Annotated in this window: 9 protein-coding genes and 2 pseudogenes; 2 read left to right on the forward strand and 9 right to left on the reverse strand. The window is 39.4% G+C overall.

What is annotated here, in order from left to right; genetic code table 11:
- Positions 1–135: 135 nt before the first annotated feature.
- The 7 genes from acnA to CQZ96_RS10810 all read right to left on the reverse strand — a co-directional run bounded on the left by acnA (position 136) and on the right by CQZ96_RS10810 (position 12,326).
- Positions 136–2,895, reverse strand: coding sequence for an aconitate hydratase AcnA (gene acnA, locus CQZ96_RS10780; RefSeq protein WP_105713407.1), 2,760 nt, complete (start codon positions 2,893–2,895; stop codon positions 136–138).
- 113 nt (positions 2,896–3,008) lie between these two features.
- On the reverse strand, positions 3,009–3,830 hold the full coding sequence (locus CQZ96_RS10785; RefSeq protein ID WP_105713359.1) for a TatD family hydrolase: 822 nt from the start codon (positions 3,828–3,830) through the stop codon (positions 3,009–3,011).
- Entirely contained in the window at positions 3,830–4,804 is a 975-nt protein-coding gene (locus CQZ96_RS10790) for an RsiV family protein (protein ID WP_004723251.1), read from the reverse strand. Before CQZ96_RS10790 ends, CQZ96_RS10785 begins: the two co-directional genes overlap by 1 nt.
- A 227-nt stretch (positions 4,805–5,031) precedes the next feature.
- Positions 5,032–5,799: a hypothetical protein gene (locus tag CQZ96_RS10795; RefSeq protein ID WP_105713360.1), complete on the reverse strand. Its 768-nt coding sequence runs from the start codon at positions 5,797–5,799 to the stop codon at positions 5,032–5,034.
- Between the two features lie 140 nt (positions 5,800–5,939).
- Positions 5,940–7,529, reverse strand: coding sequence for a peptide chain release factor 3 (locus CQZ96_RS10800; protein WP_004723253.1), 1,590 nt, complete (start codon positions 7,527–7,529; stop codon positions 5,940–5,942).
- A gap of 327 nt (positions 7,530–7,856) precedes the next feature.
- Entirely contained in the window at positions 7,857–9,932 is a 2,076-nt protein-coding gene (locus CQZ96_RS10805) for a putative bifunctional diguanylate cyclase/phosphodiesterase (RefSeq protein ID WP_105713361.1), read from the reverse strand.
- A 210-nt stretch (positions 9,933–10,142) separates the two neighbouring features.
- Complete coding sequence (locus tag CQZ96_RS10810; protein ID WP_105713362.1) at positions 10,143–12,326, reverse strand: carboxy terminal-processing peptidase; 2,184 nt, start codon at positions 12,324–12,326, stop codon at positions 10,143–10,145.
- Between the two features lie 196 nt (positions 12,327–12,522).
- Between CQZ96_RS10810 and nagZ the strand changes: the two genes are divergently transcribed.
- Positions 12,523–13,542 carry a beta-N-acetylhexosaminidase gene (nagZ, locus tag CQZ96_RS10815; protein WP_105713363.1) on the forward strand — a complete coding sequence of 340 codons (1,020 nt, stop codon included), beginning with the start codon at positions 12,523–12,525 and terminating at the stop codon, positions 13,540–13,542.
- Between the two features lie 240 nt (positions 13,543–13,782).
- Positions 13,783–14,628: a class I SAM-dependent methyltransferase gene (locus CQZ96_RS10820; RefSeq protein WP_004726557.1), complete on the forward strand. Its 846-nt coding sequence runs from the start codon at positions 13,783–13,785 to the stop codon at positions 14,626–14,628.
- A 119-nt stretch (positions 14,629–14,747) separates the two neighbouring features.
- Here the strand turns inward: CQZ96_RS10820 and CQZ96_RS21905 are convergent.
- Positions 14,748–14,969, reverse strand: a pseudogene (locus CQZ96_RS21905) (alpha/beta hydrolase); the annotation flags it as partial.
- Positions 14,970–15,046: 77 nt separating this feature from the next.
- A pseudogene (locus CQZ96_RS10825) lies at positions 15,047–16,094 on the reverse strand (alpha/beta fold hydrolase); the annotation flags it as partial.
- Between the last annotated feature and the right edge of the window lie 196 nt (positions 16,095–16,290).

Consider the following 16,290-nt stretch of genomic DNA (forward strand, 5'->3'; position numbering starts at 1 on the left):
TCTAGTATCAACTCAAAAATACCTCACTATTTTACTCATTTATCGACAGCGTGTCTTGCTCCAACACAATAAAAAAAGCCCTGCATTCTATACAGGGCTTGGAGAACTGAAATATATTGTGATTTATTGATTAGACTATGAAGCGATTAAATTACGCAGTACATAATGCAAAATACCACCTGCTTTAAAATATTCCACTTCATTCAAAGTATCAATACGGCATAACACTTTGAAACGATCTATTGAACCATCGACACGTTTAACCTCCACATCTAAAGTTTCATGTGGTTGTATGTCATCAGAAAGTCCATAAATCGACAGTTGTTCATGCCCAGTTAAGTTCAGTGATTGACGAGTTTGACCATCCACAAATTGCAACGGTAAAACCCCCATACCAACCAGATTTGAACGATGGATTCGTTCAAAACTTTCAGTAATCACCGCTTTTACCCCTAAAAGATTGGTGCCTTTCGCCGCCCAGTCACGTGATGAGCCTGTGCCATATTCCTTACCGGCAATGATGACCAACGGCGTACCATCTTGCTGATACTTCATCGCAGCATCGTAAATGGCTAACTTCTCATCTGTCGGGATATATAGGGTATTGCCGCCCTCTTCGCCATTGAGCATTTCATTCTTGATACGAATATTGGCAAAGGTACCTCGCATCATCACTTCATGATTACCACGACGAGATCCATAAGAGTTAAAGTCCTTTTGATCGACACCTTGCGCTTCTAGGTAACGCCCCGCTGGACTGTCTTTCTTAATATTCCCCGCAGGAGAAATATGATCTGTTGTGACTGAGTCACCAAGAACGGCCAAGATATTTGCATTAAGAATATCTTTAATTGGTTTCGCGGGTTGATCAATACCTTCAAAGAATGGAGGATGACGAATATACGTTGAGTTTTCATCCCATTCATAGGTTTCAGAATCTGGGATTTGAATTGCTTGCCATTTTTCATCACCATCAAAAACTGCCGCATATTCTTTATGGAACATTGCTGTATTAACTTTTTGTAGCACCTCATCAATCTCGATTTGACTCGGCCAAATATCTTTGAGATATACTGGTTGTCCTTGCTGATCGTGCCCTAATGCTGTGCTGGTAATATCACTACGAATGGTACCCAATAAACCAAACGCAACCACCAAAGGCGGTGATGCGAGCCAATTGGTTTTTACCAGTGGATGTACCCGCCCTTCAAAGTTTCGGTTACCTGAAAGTACCGATGCAACATTCAGGTCATGGCACTGAATAGCGTCTTCAATCGGTTTAGGCAAAGGTCCTGAATTACCAATACATGTGGTACAACCATAACCAACGAGGTTATAGCCCAACTGGTCTAAATAAGACATTAACCCTGCCGCTTCTAAATAATCGGTTACCACTTTAGAGCCTGGTGCCAGAGAACTCTTGACCCATGGCTTACGTTGAATGCCTTTTTCGATGGCTTTTTTTGCCAACAAACCCGCAGCCAACATCACACTTGGATTAGAAGTATTGGTACATGAGGTAATCGCAGAAATCACCACATCACCATCCGTCAATGGATAGCGCTTACCGTCAATCACGCAATGCGGTTCTTCATTTTGTAATGCAGACTGTTTTGAGTCAATGGCGTTACCCGCACCACCTTCATTGGCTAAACGTTCTTTTTCTTCACCTTTAGCTGGCTTAAGATCCAACGCCATTAAGGCACTAAAAGTTTGTGGGATATCAGGCAATGCCACTCGATCTTGCGGACGTTTCGGGCCAGCAACACTTGCTTCAACTGTTCCCATATCCAAAGCAAGCACATCTGTAAATACAGGTTCATCCCCGGTATGACGCCATAGACCTTGTTCTTTACAATAAGCCTCAACCAATGCAATACGGTCTTCTTTACGACCCGTTAAACGCATATAGCCTAGAGTGATTTCATCAATCGGGAAAAAGCCACATGTTGCACCATATTCGGGTGCCATATTGGCAATGGTTGCTCGGTCTGCAAGAGGCAAAAATGCCAACCCATCACCATAAAATTCAACAAATTTACCCACCACGCCTTTTTTACGTAGCATCTGAGTAATGGTTAAAACCAAATCCGTTGCGGTAATCCCTTCACGCAATTTCCCTGTCAATTTAAAACCAATCACTTCTGGAATCAACATTGAAATCGGCTGTCCAAGCATGGCCGCTTCGGCTTCAATTCCCCCCACACCCCAACCCAATACACCTAAACCATTAATCATTGTGGTATGTGAATCTGTACCGACTAAGGTGTCGGGAAAGGCAAATACCTCACCATCACTTTCACCCAGCCACACTGCTTGAGCTAGGTATTCTAAATTGACTTGATGGCAAATCCCTGTTCCAGGTGGTACTACACTAAAATTATCAAAAGAAGACTGCCCCCAACGGAGGAATTGATAACGTTCTCCATTACGTTGCATCTCAATTTCGACATTCTCATCGAAGGCATGATCTGTCCCAAAGTGATCCACCATCACAGAGTGGTCAATGACCAAATCCACTGGAGATAAAGGGTTAATTAAATTGGGATCTTTATTGGCTTTCTGTACAGCTGCACGCATCGCAGCCAAATCTACCACAGCAGGTACACCGGTAAAATCTTGCATCAAGACCCGTGCAGGGCGATATTGGATTTCTTGATCTGAAGTCTTATTTTTTTGCCAATCGACAATCGCCTGAATATCGCTTTGCCTCACGGTTTGATCATCTTCAAATCTAAGTAAATTTTCCAATAATACTTTGAGTGATTTAGGCAATTTTGAAATATCACCTAAACTCGCTTGAACCTGTTTTAAATTAAAAATTTTATATCTTGTATCCCCTACAGTTAGGTCTTGTAGAGAATTTAAACGATTGATATGACCATATTTTGCCATTGGTTGAACCTCCAGCTTGGCGTTAACTTTCTTATTGGCTACTTGGAGTACTTGTTTAAATCTAAGACAAATATTTATTTTAGGTGTTGTTGATTGGTTATTTTTATTCAAATTTACATCAGTAAATGTAAGCATTCATGTGAGTTTTTCCACAACACACCTGCCAATGTTGCTTGATCCATTGCCAAACTTTCAGCTAAACCCGCCAAGACAAAAGGCAAGTTCACTGGTGTATTACGGGTATGCTGTTGGTCAGATGTCTGGCAACACAGTGGTGTCATATCTGGGCAATCGGTTTCTAGCACTAAATGTTGCGCACCAACCGCTTGTACAACTGCATGCAGTTTTTTGGCATTTGGATTGGTAATTTGTCCTGTGACACCTAGTTTAAAGCCTAATTTAATAAAGGCTTTTGCCTCTTCTATTCCCCCACTAAAAGCATGTGCAATACCACCATGTTTAAACTGGTGCTGTTTCAACATTGCAAGCACGTCAGCATGTGACTTACGAATATGTAGAAGAATGGGTTTATCATATTGTTGGGCAAGTTCAATTTGGGCTGAAAAAAAATCTTGTTGTTTTTGAAAAATCTCAGCTTGTTTATGCTGTTTAAGAAACGTGTCTAAGCCAATTTCACCTACCGCAATACAAGCTTCAGTTTTCAGTATATTTTCCAAAGCATTTAAATGCTCTAGACGGTGTTGTTCGATATAAAAGGGATGCAACCCCGGGGCAAGATGGCTACGGGGCGCATTATTTAGCTGATTTAAAAATTGCTGAGTGTCTATCAAATCTTGAAAGCGTTCATATAGAAACCCAATCAAAATCAAATGTTCTACACCCACCTTTTTTGCTTGATACGCCAATTGTTCCCGATCCAGATCAAAATCAGGAACATCAAAATGCGTATGTGTATCAAACAAAGGCCAAGGCATTAGGATTTCGCTTTCCCACTTGCAACAGGTGCAGAACTGCTTGGCTGATCAACTTGCATCTCCGCTGGGAAATATTGACTTTTCAACACGCCTTTTAACTGATCGTAAGGAATCATCAAACGCGGTAAGCCAACAACATAAGGTCCAATATCATATTCACCATATTGTAAAATCAGACCTTGTTTACCCAAATAGAAATTGTCTGATAATGTAAACTTCCACGCCTGTTCATATTCATTGACGCTTTCAGCAAGTTTTGAATCGATAACCCAAGTTTTAAATGCATCATGTGCCAATTTTTCAAATTTAGCTTTTTGATTGGCTTCAATGATTTGATCCAAGCCAACTTGTTTTTTACTCACCAAATCAAAGTTAAAATAGGTTTGCGCAGATGCCCCATGTGCACCGCCTAAATAACTACTGGTATTTAATACTACCGTCGCTAAAGGTTTATCTGAGTTTAAAATTTTAGGACTTAAACTAATCGTGATCTGGCCACTTGCCCCTAATGTTTTAAGCTCTTTATCCATCTCAAGAAATGAATTTGCATAAGGTTGTACACGCTCTTGCAATTGCTGAACAGGGGTCTTATTGGCTTGCACCTCACTTGCTGAAGCTTGTGAAGCCGTTTGCTGCTGATCTGCATCTTTTTTCGCTTTACTCAATTGCGCGATATCCAGCATTTTATCCAGATTATCTAAAATCGCTTGATCAATCGTTTCATCAACAAAAGCCTGATTACTTTTCAGTCTTTCTATAGAAAACTCAGGGCAGGTATTGCCATTACACTCGGGCAGAGTCAATTTTACTTTTTCTGTATCGCCCTGTAATAACATTGAAGTATCAGGTACTTGAGATGCAGCACTTTGATCAACTGTTGGCTCTGCTTTTTTCGAGTCAGATTTTTGACATGCAGTTAACCCTAAAGTGATCACCAGAATTGAAAGCGCTAAAGTACTTTTTTGATTTAACATTTCACAAACCTATCCAACGAATCAAGCCAAGATTTTTTTAATCTCTATATTCATTAGCCTATTCTTCTCTATACAAATCCTCAATCAAAATTTGTATGAAAATTGAAGCGTTATTGCAATACATGGCTCAAGTTTATTAATCGCTGAGTCAATTCAACATGGACCAACTGATCTTAACCGTTACGCTTTAGAATCCAGCTAAAATGGCAGAATGATCAAGATACACCTTAGAACATGCGTTGATACACTTCAGGCTTGAGTATTTTTTGCGTCTGTTCTTTGCTCAAATAAATATCCAACTGGGTACCATCTTCGACAATTTCATTGGCGCGATAATGTAACCCAACACCTTCACCATCAAAGAACCAATCGGCTTGCCCCCAATATAACTTTTTAGGCGCATTCTTTTTCACATCGCTATTTTGCTTTTCTAACCATTCCGCATATTTTTCTTGTACCCAGATATTCAGTTGATTCTGATATTTAGCATCAATCACATCTAAAATACTTAAGCTTTTCTTCAATTTCCGGTCAGCAACAAAAAAGTACTGTCGTTCTTTGATACTGACATCCGCTTGTAAACTATTGACTGAAACTTGCAACAAAACATACTGATTGCGTTGTGAAGCCATACGCGTTTGCATATGCAGTTCAAACGCTTTATTTTTCGGGAATTCTTCTTGCCAAGTATCTGACTTTTTGACAAAAGCATTGATTGCCTGTTGTAAGGTCATGTTCTGTTTTAAATCAATCTGTGCCTGAATCACCTTGGACTGACTATTTGCAATCCACTGATTTAACCAATTGTCTTGGGTTTTAATGGTTTGAATATCAATTTCAATGCAATTGTTCTTTTCACAAAACGGTAAGGCATAATCAGCTTTGGTTTCTTGAATATTTAAATAAGGTAAAACCTCAGCAGCTTCTTGTTTGGGTTGTAATACAGAACCATCTTTGTCCTGATCTTTTTTAGAATCACATGCAACCAAAACCATTGTACTTAAGCAAAGCACTGAAATTATTTTTTTTGAAAATTGCACTGCATAAATCCCTTTGGACAAAAAGCATTGTATTTTGATACAAAAACAGCTTCACAAGGAAGCTGTTTTTACATTTTGCAATAAGTTAGCTGAACTTAATGCTCACGTGTAGAACGGAATTGAATATCTGGATAACGCTCTTGCATTAATTGTAGATTTACTCGGCTTGGTGCGAGATAAGTTAAATGCCCACCACCATCGACAGAAAGTTGGTCATGTGCCTTTTTCTTAAATTCATTAAATTTCTTTTCATCATCACAAGAAACCCAACGCACTGTGTTGATGTTGACTGGCTCATAAATACAATCTACTTTGTATTCTTCTTTCAAACGATACGCCACCACATCAAACTGAAGTACACCTACAGCCCCAACAATCAAGTCATTGTTAATTTGCGGCATAAACACCTGCGTTGCACCTTCTTCTGAAAGCTCTTTTAAACCCTTTTGCAATTGTTTAGATTTCAATGGATCTTTTAAACGTACACGGCGGAACATTTCAGGTGCAAAGTGTGGAATCCCCGTAAAATGGAGCTTTTCACCTGAAGTGAATGTATCACCAATCTGGATCGTACCGTGGTTATGTAAACCAATGATATCGCCAGGCCAAGCTTCTTCAAGTTGCTCACGTTCACCCGCAAGGAATGTCAATGCATCACTGATACGCACATCTTTACCAATGCGCACATGATTCATCTTTAAACCTTTCTCATACTTACCTGAACAGATACGCATGAAAGCAATACGGTCACGGTGTTTTGGGTCCATATTGGCTTGGATTTTAAATACAAATCCACTGAAGCCTTCTTCCGTTGCTTCAACAGTACGTTCATGTGTTGGATGTGCTTTTGGTTGTGGTGCCCACTGAATAAATGCATTTAATACATGGTCAACCGCAAAGTTACCCAACGCTGTACCAAACAACACTGGTGTTTGACGACCTGCTAAAAACTCCGCTGGATCTAGCGGATCATTCGCCATTTGCACCAATTCTAAAGATTCTTCAAATGAAGCAAAGGCCAAATCACCTACTTTTTCACGAATGTCTGGATAGTCATATCCATCACGAATTTCAATATCTGTAATGGTCGAACCAAAACCCGCTTTATATACATAAAGCTTATTTTCAATGATGTTATATACGCCAGCGAAGTCACGCCCCATACCCAATGGCCAAGTAATCGGCACACAACGGATTTTAAGCACGTTTTCAATTTCATCAAGCAATTCTAATGGCTCACGGATTTCACGGTCCATTTTGTTGACAAAAGAAATGATCGGGGTATCGCGCATACGACACACTTCCATCAATTTGATGGTCCGTTCCTCGACCCCTTTTGCACCATCAATCACCATCAACGCTGAGTCAACGGCAGTTAAAGTACGATAGGTATCTTCAGAGAAGTCTTCATGTCCCGGTGTATCAAGTAGATTGATAACATGATTTTTATAAGGGAACTGCATGACCGAGGTAGTAATCGAAATACCACGCTCTTTTTCCATTTCCATCCAGTCAGATGTCGCAGAACGGTCAGACTTTCGACTTTTAACCATACCTGCAACTTGGATTGCTTTACCCCACAACAACAGTTTTTCTGTCATTGTGGTTTTACCAGCATCGGGGTGGGAAATAATAGCGAAGGTACGTCGCTGAGCGACTTGCGCCGCTAATTCATCTTTAAACATAAAAAATCTACAATATGTACACAGTTATGTACACATTTATAAATATGTACTTGAACTGGAAAATGGGAATTCAAAAATTGGCGATATTGTATCAGATTTAGCGTCGTTTTTAACGATTGTTGCTATATGATTAAGCACTTTGATCGCGCAGACATAGCAAAAATGCTAGAAAGAGGATGAGCGATACGGACGATAAGCAAATCGTTTTAAAGATCAACGTAGATCTCAATATACAGTGATGATGGTTAAGTAAAACGCGATTACGCTCAGCTTAAACCTCTTTTGAATGATAGTAGTAAGTCTTTAGCTTGCTGAATATTTTTATATTTAAGGTATGGCTTTAACCATACTATAATTGGTTTCCAAACGGTCTACAGGTAGCGGCATTCCTAACAAATAACCTTGTAATTGCTGGCAACCTAAACGTTTAAGAATCTGCGCCTGCTGTTCAGTTTCAACGCCTTCTGCCGTCACCACCAGACCCAAACGAATCGCCAAATGAATAATACTTTCTAAAATGATTTGTTCTTTTGAACCTTCACACAAATTACGGATAAATTCTCGATCGATTTTTAATTCGTCTACCGGTAAATCTTTTAAATACAAGAAACTCGAATGCCCCGTTCCAAAATCATCAATTGCCAGTCGAATACCTAAATTTCTTAATTTCTCAAAGGTTTGAATACTATCATCAATATGATGCATCGCTGTAGATTCAGTAATCTCAATAATTAAATTACCATTTTTGACATGGTATTTTTGAATCAATTTTTCTAAAGTTTCAATCAAATGCTTATGTTCAAATTGTACAGCTGAAAGATTTACGGCGATGGGACCAAAAGCATATTTTTTATCTTCCCATTCTTGAATTTGCTTACATGCCTTCTCTAAGGCCCAATAGCCCATACGAATAATCAGACCGGTTTGCTCAGCGCCATCAATAAACATACTCGGGGCTAATAAACCTAGGGTTGGATGCTTCCAACGGATTAAAGCCTCTACCCCACAAATTTGGTAGTCGGCTGTGAATTTAGGTTGATAAAATAGAATAAATTGTTGTTCTTCTACTGCTTTATATAAATCGTTAATGAGTTTAGATTGACTTCGGCTTTGATGTTGTTGGTCTAATGAACTGCTATAAACACTAAAAGTATTACGCCCCTGCTCTTTAGATTGCATCATGGCGGAGTCAGCATTGATCAATAAGTCTTGTAAGTTCTGCCCATGGTCAGGGAAAAATACGATGCCAATACTGGCAGAAATATTGATTTCTTTACCTGAGATTTGAAAACCATCTTGTATTTTTTGTAAGAATAATTCGGCAATCGCTTCAGCTTCATTACGATTAGAGTCTTCAAGAATCAGAATAAACTCATCTCCACCAATACGAGTGAGCCTTTGCCCATCCTTAAGTAAAGGGTATAAACGCTGGGCGAGTTTAACCAGAAGCTCATCACCGATATGATGACCAAATGCATCATTAACTGATTTAAAGCGGTCTAGATCAATATAAATAAAAGCAATTTTAGACGGTATATCCTTATAATCTAAAAATAAAGCATCAGTATATTCAACAAGGAATAATCGGTTTGGAAGTTTAGTCAAATTGTCTTGAAGTGCTAAGTCTTCAAGCTCTTTATTGGCTTGTAATAACTGTAAACTACGTTCTTCTAATCTTCGTTCTAAAATCGCCACACAAAAAGCAGAAACAAGTATTAAACTCGCTACAAAAATAATGGTAAACAATAAAATACCTTGCCCTTCGTGTAATTGACTTCCAAAATGATGGTCATGCACCGATGAGATCGTTGCTGCTGCCATACCGATATAATGCATTCCCACAATACTGAGAGCGATCATGATCGATACAGCAATTTTATAAAGCATCTTATGGTTAAAAGAATTCTTATATTTAAATGCGAGCCAGAAAGACAAGCCAGAACCACTAATCGCAATGATGACAGAGAGCATCACCAAAATAGCATCATAATCAACTTGTTGATTTGGGATAGTTAACCCCAGCATGCCAATATAATGCATCCCTGAAATTCCCAGCCCCATCAACAATCCACCTAAAATCAACCGTACAATCGGCAAGGTCTCTTGAGTGGTCAACCATATCGCAAAAGTCGAAGCCAATGCGGCAATAATATAGGAAATCACGGTTAATGTTAGATCAAAGGAATAACCTTGTGGTAGATCACAAGCCAACATTCCGACAAAGTGCATTGCCCAAATGGCGAAGCCAAAAACCATGCCACTTAAACACAAGATAATTTTCTGTAGACGAGGAGTATGTTGGGTAAATATGAGTTGTTCTAATGAAATAGCTACGTAACAGATGATAACTGCAATACATGCAGAACCTATTACGAGATTACTATCATAACTCATATAACTCATAAAAATTTACTTCCAGTAATGAACCTATTTTTGTTATAAGCAACCTCTATATATACAACGCAAAATTGCGAGAAGGTTCACCTTTTTTAAAGAACGTTCGTTTTACTTAAAATATCACTATCCTATTGAACGTCAAGTTATTTTTTGAATCGAAATAAAAAAAGCATATCCGAGATATGCTTTTTTATTTTACCTAAATAGAATTTTTAGTTATTTACTTGTTAGATGTGCCAAATCTAACAGAACATTGGCAGCCTCATTCACAAAGGTCTCTTCCTCAGGCAATGACGGACGTTGGTTTACCTTCATTTTTGCTCTCGATTCAGCCAAGGCATCCAAACTTGCTTGGTAACTTTCCCAATTTGAATATGGCTTTAATCCTGTTTCATTGCGACGTTTGTTCTCTGCAGCCAATGTTCTTGCTTCAAGCGCCACCAAATCTGCTTTACGTTTATCAATATCTAAAGAGATTCGTTTTTGATCCTTGGTTTCTTGAGCAATCGCTTTACGTGTCTCTAGGTATTGGAACTGTGGATCGCCTGCCGCACGAACTTTTGATTTTTCACCAAGCTGTGCCACATACGGTTGAATTGATCCTTCACGTTTAAACGGCGCAGTTGGAATCGTATCCCATTTCAAAGCATTTTTAGCTTTACGCTCACCAAACTCTTCATCATAAATATCCACCAGTTTGATATCTGGAATCACACCTTTGTTTTGGGTGCTACCACCAGTCACACGGTAGAATTTACGTTGCGTTAAGGTTGCTTGACCATAGGCAAGACTATCCAATTGAACTTGCGCAGTCCCTTTACCCGTGGTCGTACTTCCTAAAATTACCGCACGATCGTAATCTTGTAAGGCAGCAGAGTAAATTTCACTGGCAGAAGCAGATGCTAAGTTAACCAAAACAGCCAAAGGACCTGAATAAGTTTGCGCACCACCATCAGTGTCTTCAAACACACTCACATTGCCGTTACCATCACGGATTTGAACCACTGGGCCTTCTTTAATCACTTGCCCAATCATTTTGGCAACTTCTTCTAAAGAACCACCGGGGTTATTACGCAAATCAATAATAATCCCTTCAACATTTTGTGCTGCAAGTGACTTCAATGCTTTATTGGTATCTTCTGAAACAGAACGGTATTCAGTCCCTGCACGACGTGCGCGATAGTTCAGATAGAAAGATGGGATTTCTAAAACACCAAACTTATGTTTTTTACCATCACGTGTTAGCTCTACAGTACGTGAACGCACACCGGCATCTTCTTCTTGAATCACATCACGAGTAATGGTCACAACTCGTGCTTGGCTCATAGAAGCGCCCGCAGCCAACAATTTCACTGACACCTTGGTGCCACGTTTACCACGAATCAAGCCAACAATTTCAGAACTTGGCCAACCAATCACGTCGACCATTTTATTGCCATCTTGTGCAACGCCAATAATGCGATCACCAGATTTGACCTGTCCGGTCTTACTTGCAGGCCCACCATCTACAATGGTTTCAATCTTGGTATAGTCTTCATTACCACGCTCAGGGCGAATCGAAACACCGATACCTTCAAGTTGTAAGGTGGTTTGACGATTCAACTCCATAGCATCAACAGGTGGGAAATAATTGCTGTGTGGATCGTAGGTCAAGGTCATTGCATTGAGGATACGTTCCAGTACGTCATCACTCTTGGTTCTACCGATACGCTCTAGTTGGCGGGTATAACGCTTGGTAAGTGTTTGAACAGGTGTAAGATCTTCTGACGCTGCCAAATCTTGACCATTAGCCAATGTTGGATCATCTTTTAATGCTTTTTGTTTGGCTTGATCTTCTTGCTTAGCAATAGTGAGATTGATTAATTGCGACACCAGCATCTTACGCCAATAGTTTTGCAACTCGGCTTTGCTGGCAAAGAACTCAGCTTTCTCACGATCTGCATCAATAAATTCATTTGGCTGATTTAAGTTCTGGGTCTTTTTAAGTTCAGCCAATTCAAATTCATAAAATTCTTTTAAACGTGCACGATAATGCGCATGAATCGCAAATGGTCCAGACAAATCGCCTGCTTTTAATTTTGCGCCGAGTGTTGCACCATATTGCTTTTTATATTGTTCAATTTCTGAAGCTAAAAATAAGGTGTGCTCTGGATCAAGGCTATCAATATACATGTCGAGAATACGATTTGATGTATTTGCATCTAAACGCATATTCAAATAATGCTGACGGTCAATCAATGTTGCAAGTTGACGTGTCACTAAGGCTTGATCTTGTGAAGGATGAATCGATTGAGACACGTTTGTAGCATTGGTTTCCGCCATTGCCTGATTGATGGTATGAGTAAAGAATAAACCACCTGTTGCAAGTGCTATAGCGCAAGCGAGAGTTTGAATTTTCATAAATTCTTAATACTTCCTTGGGTTTTCCAATTTCTATATCGTTTTTCAATCTGAACTCAACAGTTTCAATATCTTAAACGACTTTATCTGTTTATGTTGTGTAGTTTTAGCATAATCTGTACTGAGTAAGTGTAGCAAATCATTGCAGAAATCGGGTATTGTTTCCCAGTTTATATAAATACAACCGTGGATTCCTATGATCGGCGCATTGATGCTTGATATTGCAGGCACAGAACTTACTCAAGAAGATATTGAACTATTACAAACTCCGCAAGTCGGTGGCATGATTTTATTTTCAAGAAATATAGAATCACCCGCTCAAGTTCGCGCTTTAACCGATCATATGCGCCAAATTCGCCCCGACATTCTTATTGCCGTTGATCAAGAAGGTGGACGAGTACAACGTCTAAAACAAGGCTTTACCCTACTACCAGCCATGGGGCATTTTGGTGAGCTTTACTTAACTCAACCTGAAAAAGCCTTAACCTTGGCTGAACAGTGTGGTTGGCTCATGGCAATTGAAGTGCTTGCAGTGGGGATTGATTTTAGTTTTGCACCTGTTTTAGATCTGAATGACATTAGTGATGTAATTGGCGATCGTGCATTTGCAAAAAATGTACAAGATATTGTGCCGCTTGCTAGCGCATTTATGAAAGGAATGCAACGTGCGGGTATGGCAACCACAGGAAAACACTTTCCTGGACATGGTTCTGTGAAAGCAGATTCTCATGTTGCTGCAGCAATTGATCCTCGTGAATACCAAGATATTTATAACAAGGATATGCAGAGCTTTATTCAGCTACAAACTCAGCTGGATGCACTTATGCCTGCACATGTCATATATGAAAAAGTAGATCCAAATCCTGCTGGTTTTTCACCTTACTGGATTCAAACGATTTTACGCCAAGAACTTCAATTTGATGGTGTGTTGTTCTCGGATGATTTAAGCATGCAAGCAGCTTGTGTTGCAGGTGGAGCAGATGCACGTATCCGTGCTGCCCTCGAAGCAGGTTGTGATATGGGCTTGGTGTGCAATAACCGTGAATCGGCATGTATTGCATTGGCTGGGATCGAAAACCTACCTTTGCCAAATCAAGCACGTTTAGAACGTATGCGTGGCAAAATTCCACAGATCAGTATTGGTGAAACATTTGATCTTGGAAATGAATGGCAAGCTGTCAAAAAAGTCATTGAAGAATTTAAAAATTCACTTTAAAACCAATAGAGAAATATCCTTAGGATATTACGCTAAATGACTCAATTTCCCTGCCCCTCTTGATGACAAGCGGGGGCAAATTTTAAGCCTTTAATGATTAAAGAGATTTAAGCTATCCTCCTTTCAAAGGGAGGATAGCAAAGGATCAAAAAAGACGACGAAGCAAAATTAAATTTTTAGTCGTGTTTTAATTGCTTTTCATCATGCCCCCATTAGAAAAAATAAAAGTTAAGGATAACTATGTCAGACCAGCAACTTTCCAAGCACCGCCATATTTCATTTACAGCCCATTACACAGGCTATATTTGGTATCAAATGGGCATTTCTCATCCCTTATTCGCCACATCCAAAGGTAAAACTTTGGCTATGATTGCCCACCCAATAGAAAGTTGGGGAGAAAAATATGTCGGTGGCAGTATGCGTACCACACTCAAGCAACGTCATACCATGTTGGATGAGCGTTTAGCTGAACTGATTGAACAGTCTCCTGACTTACAAGTATTGGAAATAGCCGCTGGACTGTCACCAAGAGGCTGGTGGTTTAGGCAACATTATCCCTTGATTGATTATCGTGAATTAGATTTACCCGATATGGCAAAAACCAAGCAAACGGCGCTTAAGCAAATTGATCACAATAGCCCAGATGTGTTGTCTGTTGACTTATTTACAGAGGATTTTAAAAAAGCCTTTGAAGTATTTGATCCACAACGACCACTTGTCGTGATCAGTGAAGGTTTAATTAACTACTTCACTAAAGAACTGTTACAACAATTGATTCAATCGATTGCCCATTATGGGCAAGACTTTAACAGTCTGCATTATCTCACCGACCTTTACCCTGAACCAGTAAAAAATAAATTGGCAAAAGTGATTTGGAACAGCAGCAAGCTGTTAAAAGTCATGTCACGAAGTGCTTTTACTTTTCACTTTGTCACACCAGAACAAGTCAGAAATTTTATCTACCAAGCTGGTTTTCAAAAAGTTGAAGTGATTCAGCCCCGTGTCTATTTCAATACAGATTCAACTGAATACAATACTGAAGAACATCTAGGTGATTTGGTGTGGATGATTGATGCACAACGCTAAAGTAATCATTTATTGATATTTCGAAACGTAAACACTTCGAGATTTAAATACTTCAATTCTGAGAAATAAAAAAACCAGTCCAAAAGACTGGTTTTTTAACAGATCAATATGTCAAAAGCTTAAGCCACCGCGCCTTCTTGCGCTATACATAACTGCACTGCTTGAGTCTGGCGTGCAATAAACCGTAATAAGCGATCTGCATTTTCAAAGCTACCATGCTTAAATAGTGCGCGAACACCAGATGCAGAGGTTTCAAAAATCAAACATTCAATCGCAAACTCACCTTCATCATCACTTAAATTTAAAGCCAAATCACGGGTATGTTGATTTACAAAAGCTAAATCTTGTTGATGATCAAAACGCATCAATAAACCAAAGTAATTTAAATCAACCACGTCAACCTGAATCACTTTATTTGAATGGCGATGTGTCAACTGACGATGTGGATCAAGCACTTGAATACGATTTTCACCACGACGCTCGATATGCTGCATTTGTTCCCGTGTGAAATTGACAATACCATCCAGTCCTTGGATCGACCCACCTTTTAAGTAAGTGGTGAATAAAGTCATGGTTTCTTTACGACGTTGTAATTGTGGAACATGATCGGCATTGGCAATCATTGCAAACTGCATATCTGGGCATTGCAAAGCAAAGTTTGCATTTTCATGAGGTAAGGTAAAACTGTCGTATTGACCACATGCCACCAGTGTATTCACTTGAGGAACCGGTACATGGCTTAACCGCAATAGACGATTACAATTGATTTCATAACGTTCTTGTTCAGTATTTGAAAACTCAGCCATTTGCTTAAAGAACAATCTTTTGGCTGTGGGCGACATGCGCGTTTTATCAAGCTTGGCATGATTGACTAAATACAAAATCACGGCCTGACCAAACTCGCCCATACGTTGCTCTTTCATCAACATCAATGATTCTTCTAACAGCATGCGCCAGCTTTTACGGGTTTCTTGCATCACGCCCATCAAGATCATTTTTTCGACCAGTTCAGGGCGTTGATCAACAAAAAATGAAGCAATCACGGAACCTAAAGAAATCCCCACCACGGCAACCTTTTCAATCGCCACAATATCAAGCCACTGTCCCAACATACGAGAAAGATCAGGTAATTCTAATGTCCCCGCAGATAAACCAGAGTCGATATTGGTGATTTGTTGATTGGCGCCCATAGAGGGCAAATCAATCAAAATGACTGGGCCACTTTCAAAGAACTGCTCAACACAATACTTATATGAGTTAAAGTTTTGGAACGCTCCGCCCACAATCACAATCGGTGTATTGTGAATTGTTCGTGGATCTGCGATCGCCATATACTCAATTTTCCAGCCATCAATCCAAGTTGTTCTTGGCTCCTGCTTAAAACTGTTTTTGTGGTATATGTCGAAAAAACCAAAGCTTGATAAAGATTGGTGTGATTCTGTGTCCATTTGGATAATGGAATTCATATCCTTCCTCCATCCTTGCTTTATTCTTTTAATATGCAAGATTTTGACCCGCATTATTCTTTCAAATTCGTGATACGTATGAATTCTGTATCACATCAATGTCCTTATTGTTTCATTCTTACAGATGTGTGATTTATACGCAATCGCTAAATTGACCGTTTATCCAGTTTAAATGGCAAAAGATTTTGCAAGATAT

Origin of the sequence: Acinetobacter sp. MYb10 (genome assembly GCF_002980175.2) — a bacterium.
GTDB lineage: Bacteria > Pseudomonadota > Gammaproteobacteria > Pseudomonadales > Moraxellaceae > Acinetobacter > Acinetobacter guillouiae.

Coding starts and splice junctions, on each gene's coding strand:
- acnA (WP_105713407.1), bottom strand. CDS start 2,895: ATGGCAAAATATGGTCATATCAATCGTTTAAATTCTCTACAAGACCTA.
- CQZ96_RS10785 (WP_105713359.1), bottom strand. CDS start 3,830: ATGCCTTGGCCTTTGTTTGATACACATACGCATTTTGATGTTCCTGAT.
- CQZ96_RS10790 (WP_004723251.1), bottom strand. CDS start 4,804: ATGTTAAATCAAAAAAGTACTTTAGCGCTTTCAATTCTGGTGATCACT.
- CQZ96_RS10795 (WP_105713360.1), bottom strand. CDS start 5,799: ATGGTTTTGGTTGCATGTGATTCTAAAAAAGATCAGGACAAAGATGGT.
- CQZ96_RS10800 (WP_004723253.1), bottom strand. CDS start 7,529: ATGTTTAAAGATGAATTAGCGGCGCAAGTCGCTCAGCGACGTACCTTC.
- CQZ96_RS10805 (WP_105713361.1), bottom strand. CDS start 9,932: ATGAGTTATATGAGTTATGATAGTAATCTCGTAATAGGTTCTGCATGT.
- CQZ96_RS10810 (WP_105713362.1), bottom strand. CDS start 12,326: ATGAAAATTCAAACTCTCGCTTGCGCTATAGCACTTGCAACAGGTGGT.
- nagZ (WP_105713363.1), top strand. CDS start 12,523: ATGATCGGCGCATTGATGCTTGATATTGCAGGCACAGAACTTACTCAA.
- CQZ96_RS10820 (WP_004726557.1), top strand. CDS start 13,783: ATGTCAGACCAGCAACTTTCCAAGCACCGCCATATTTCATTTACAGCC.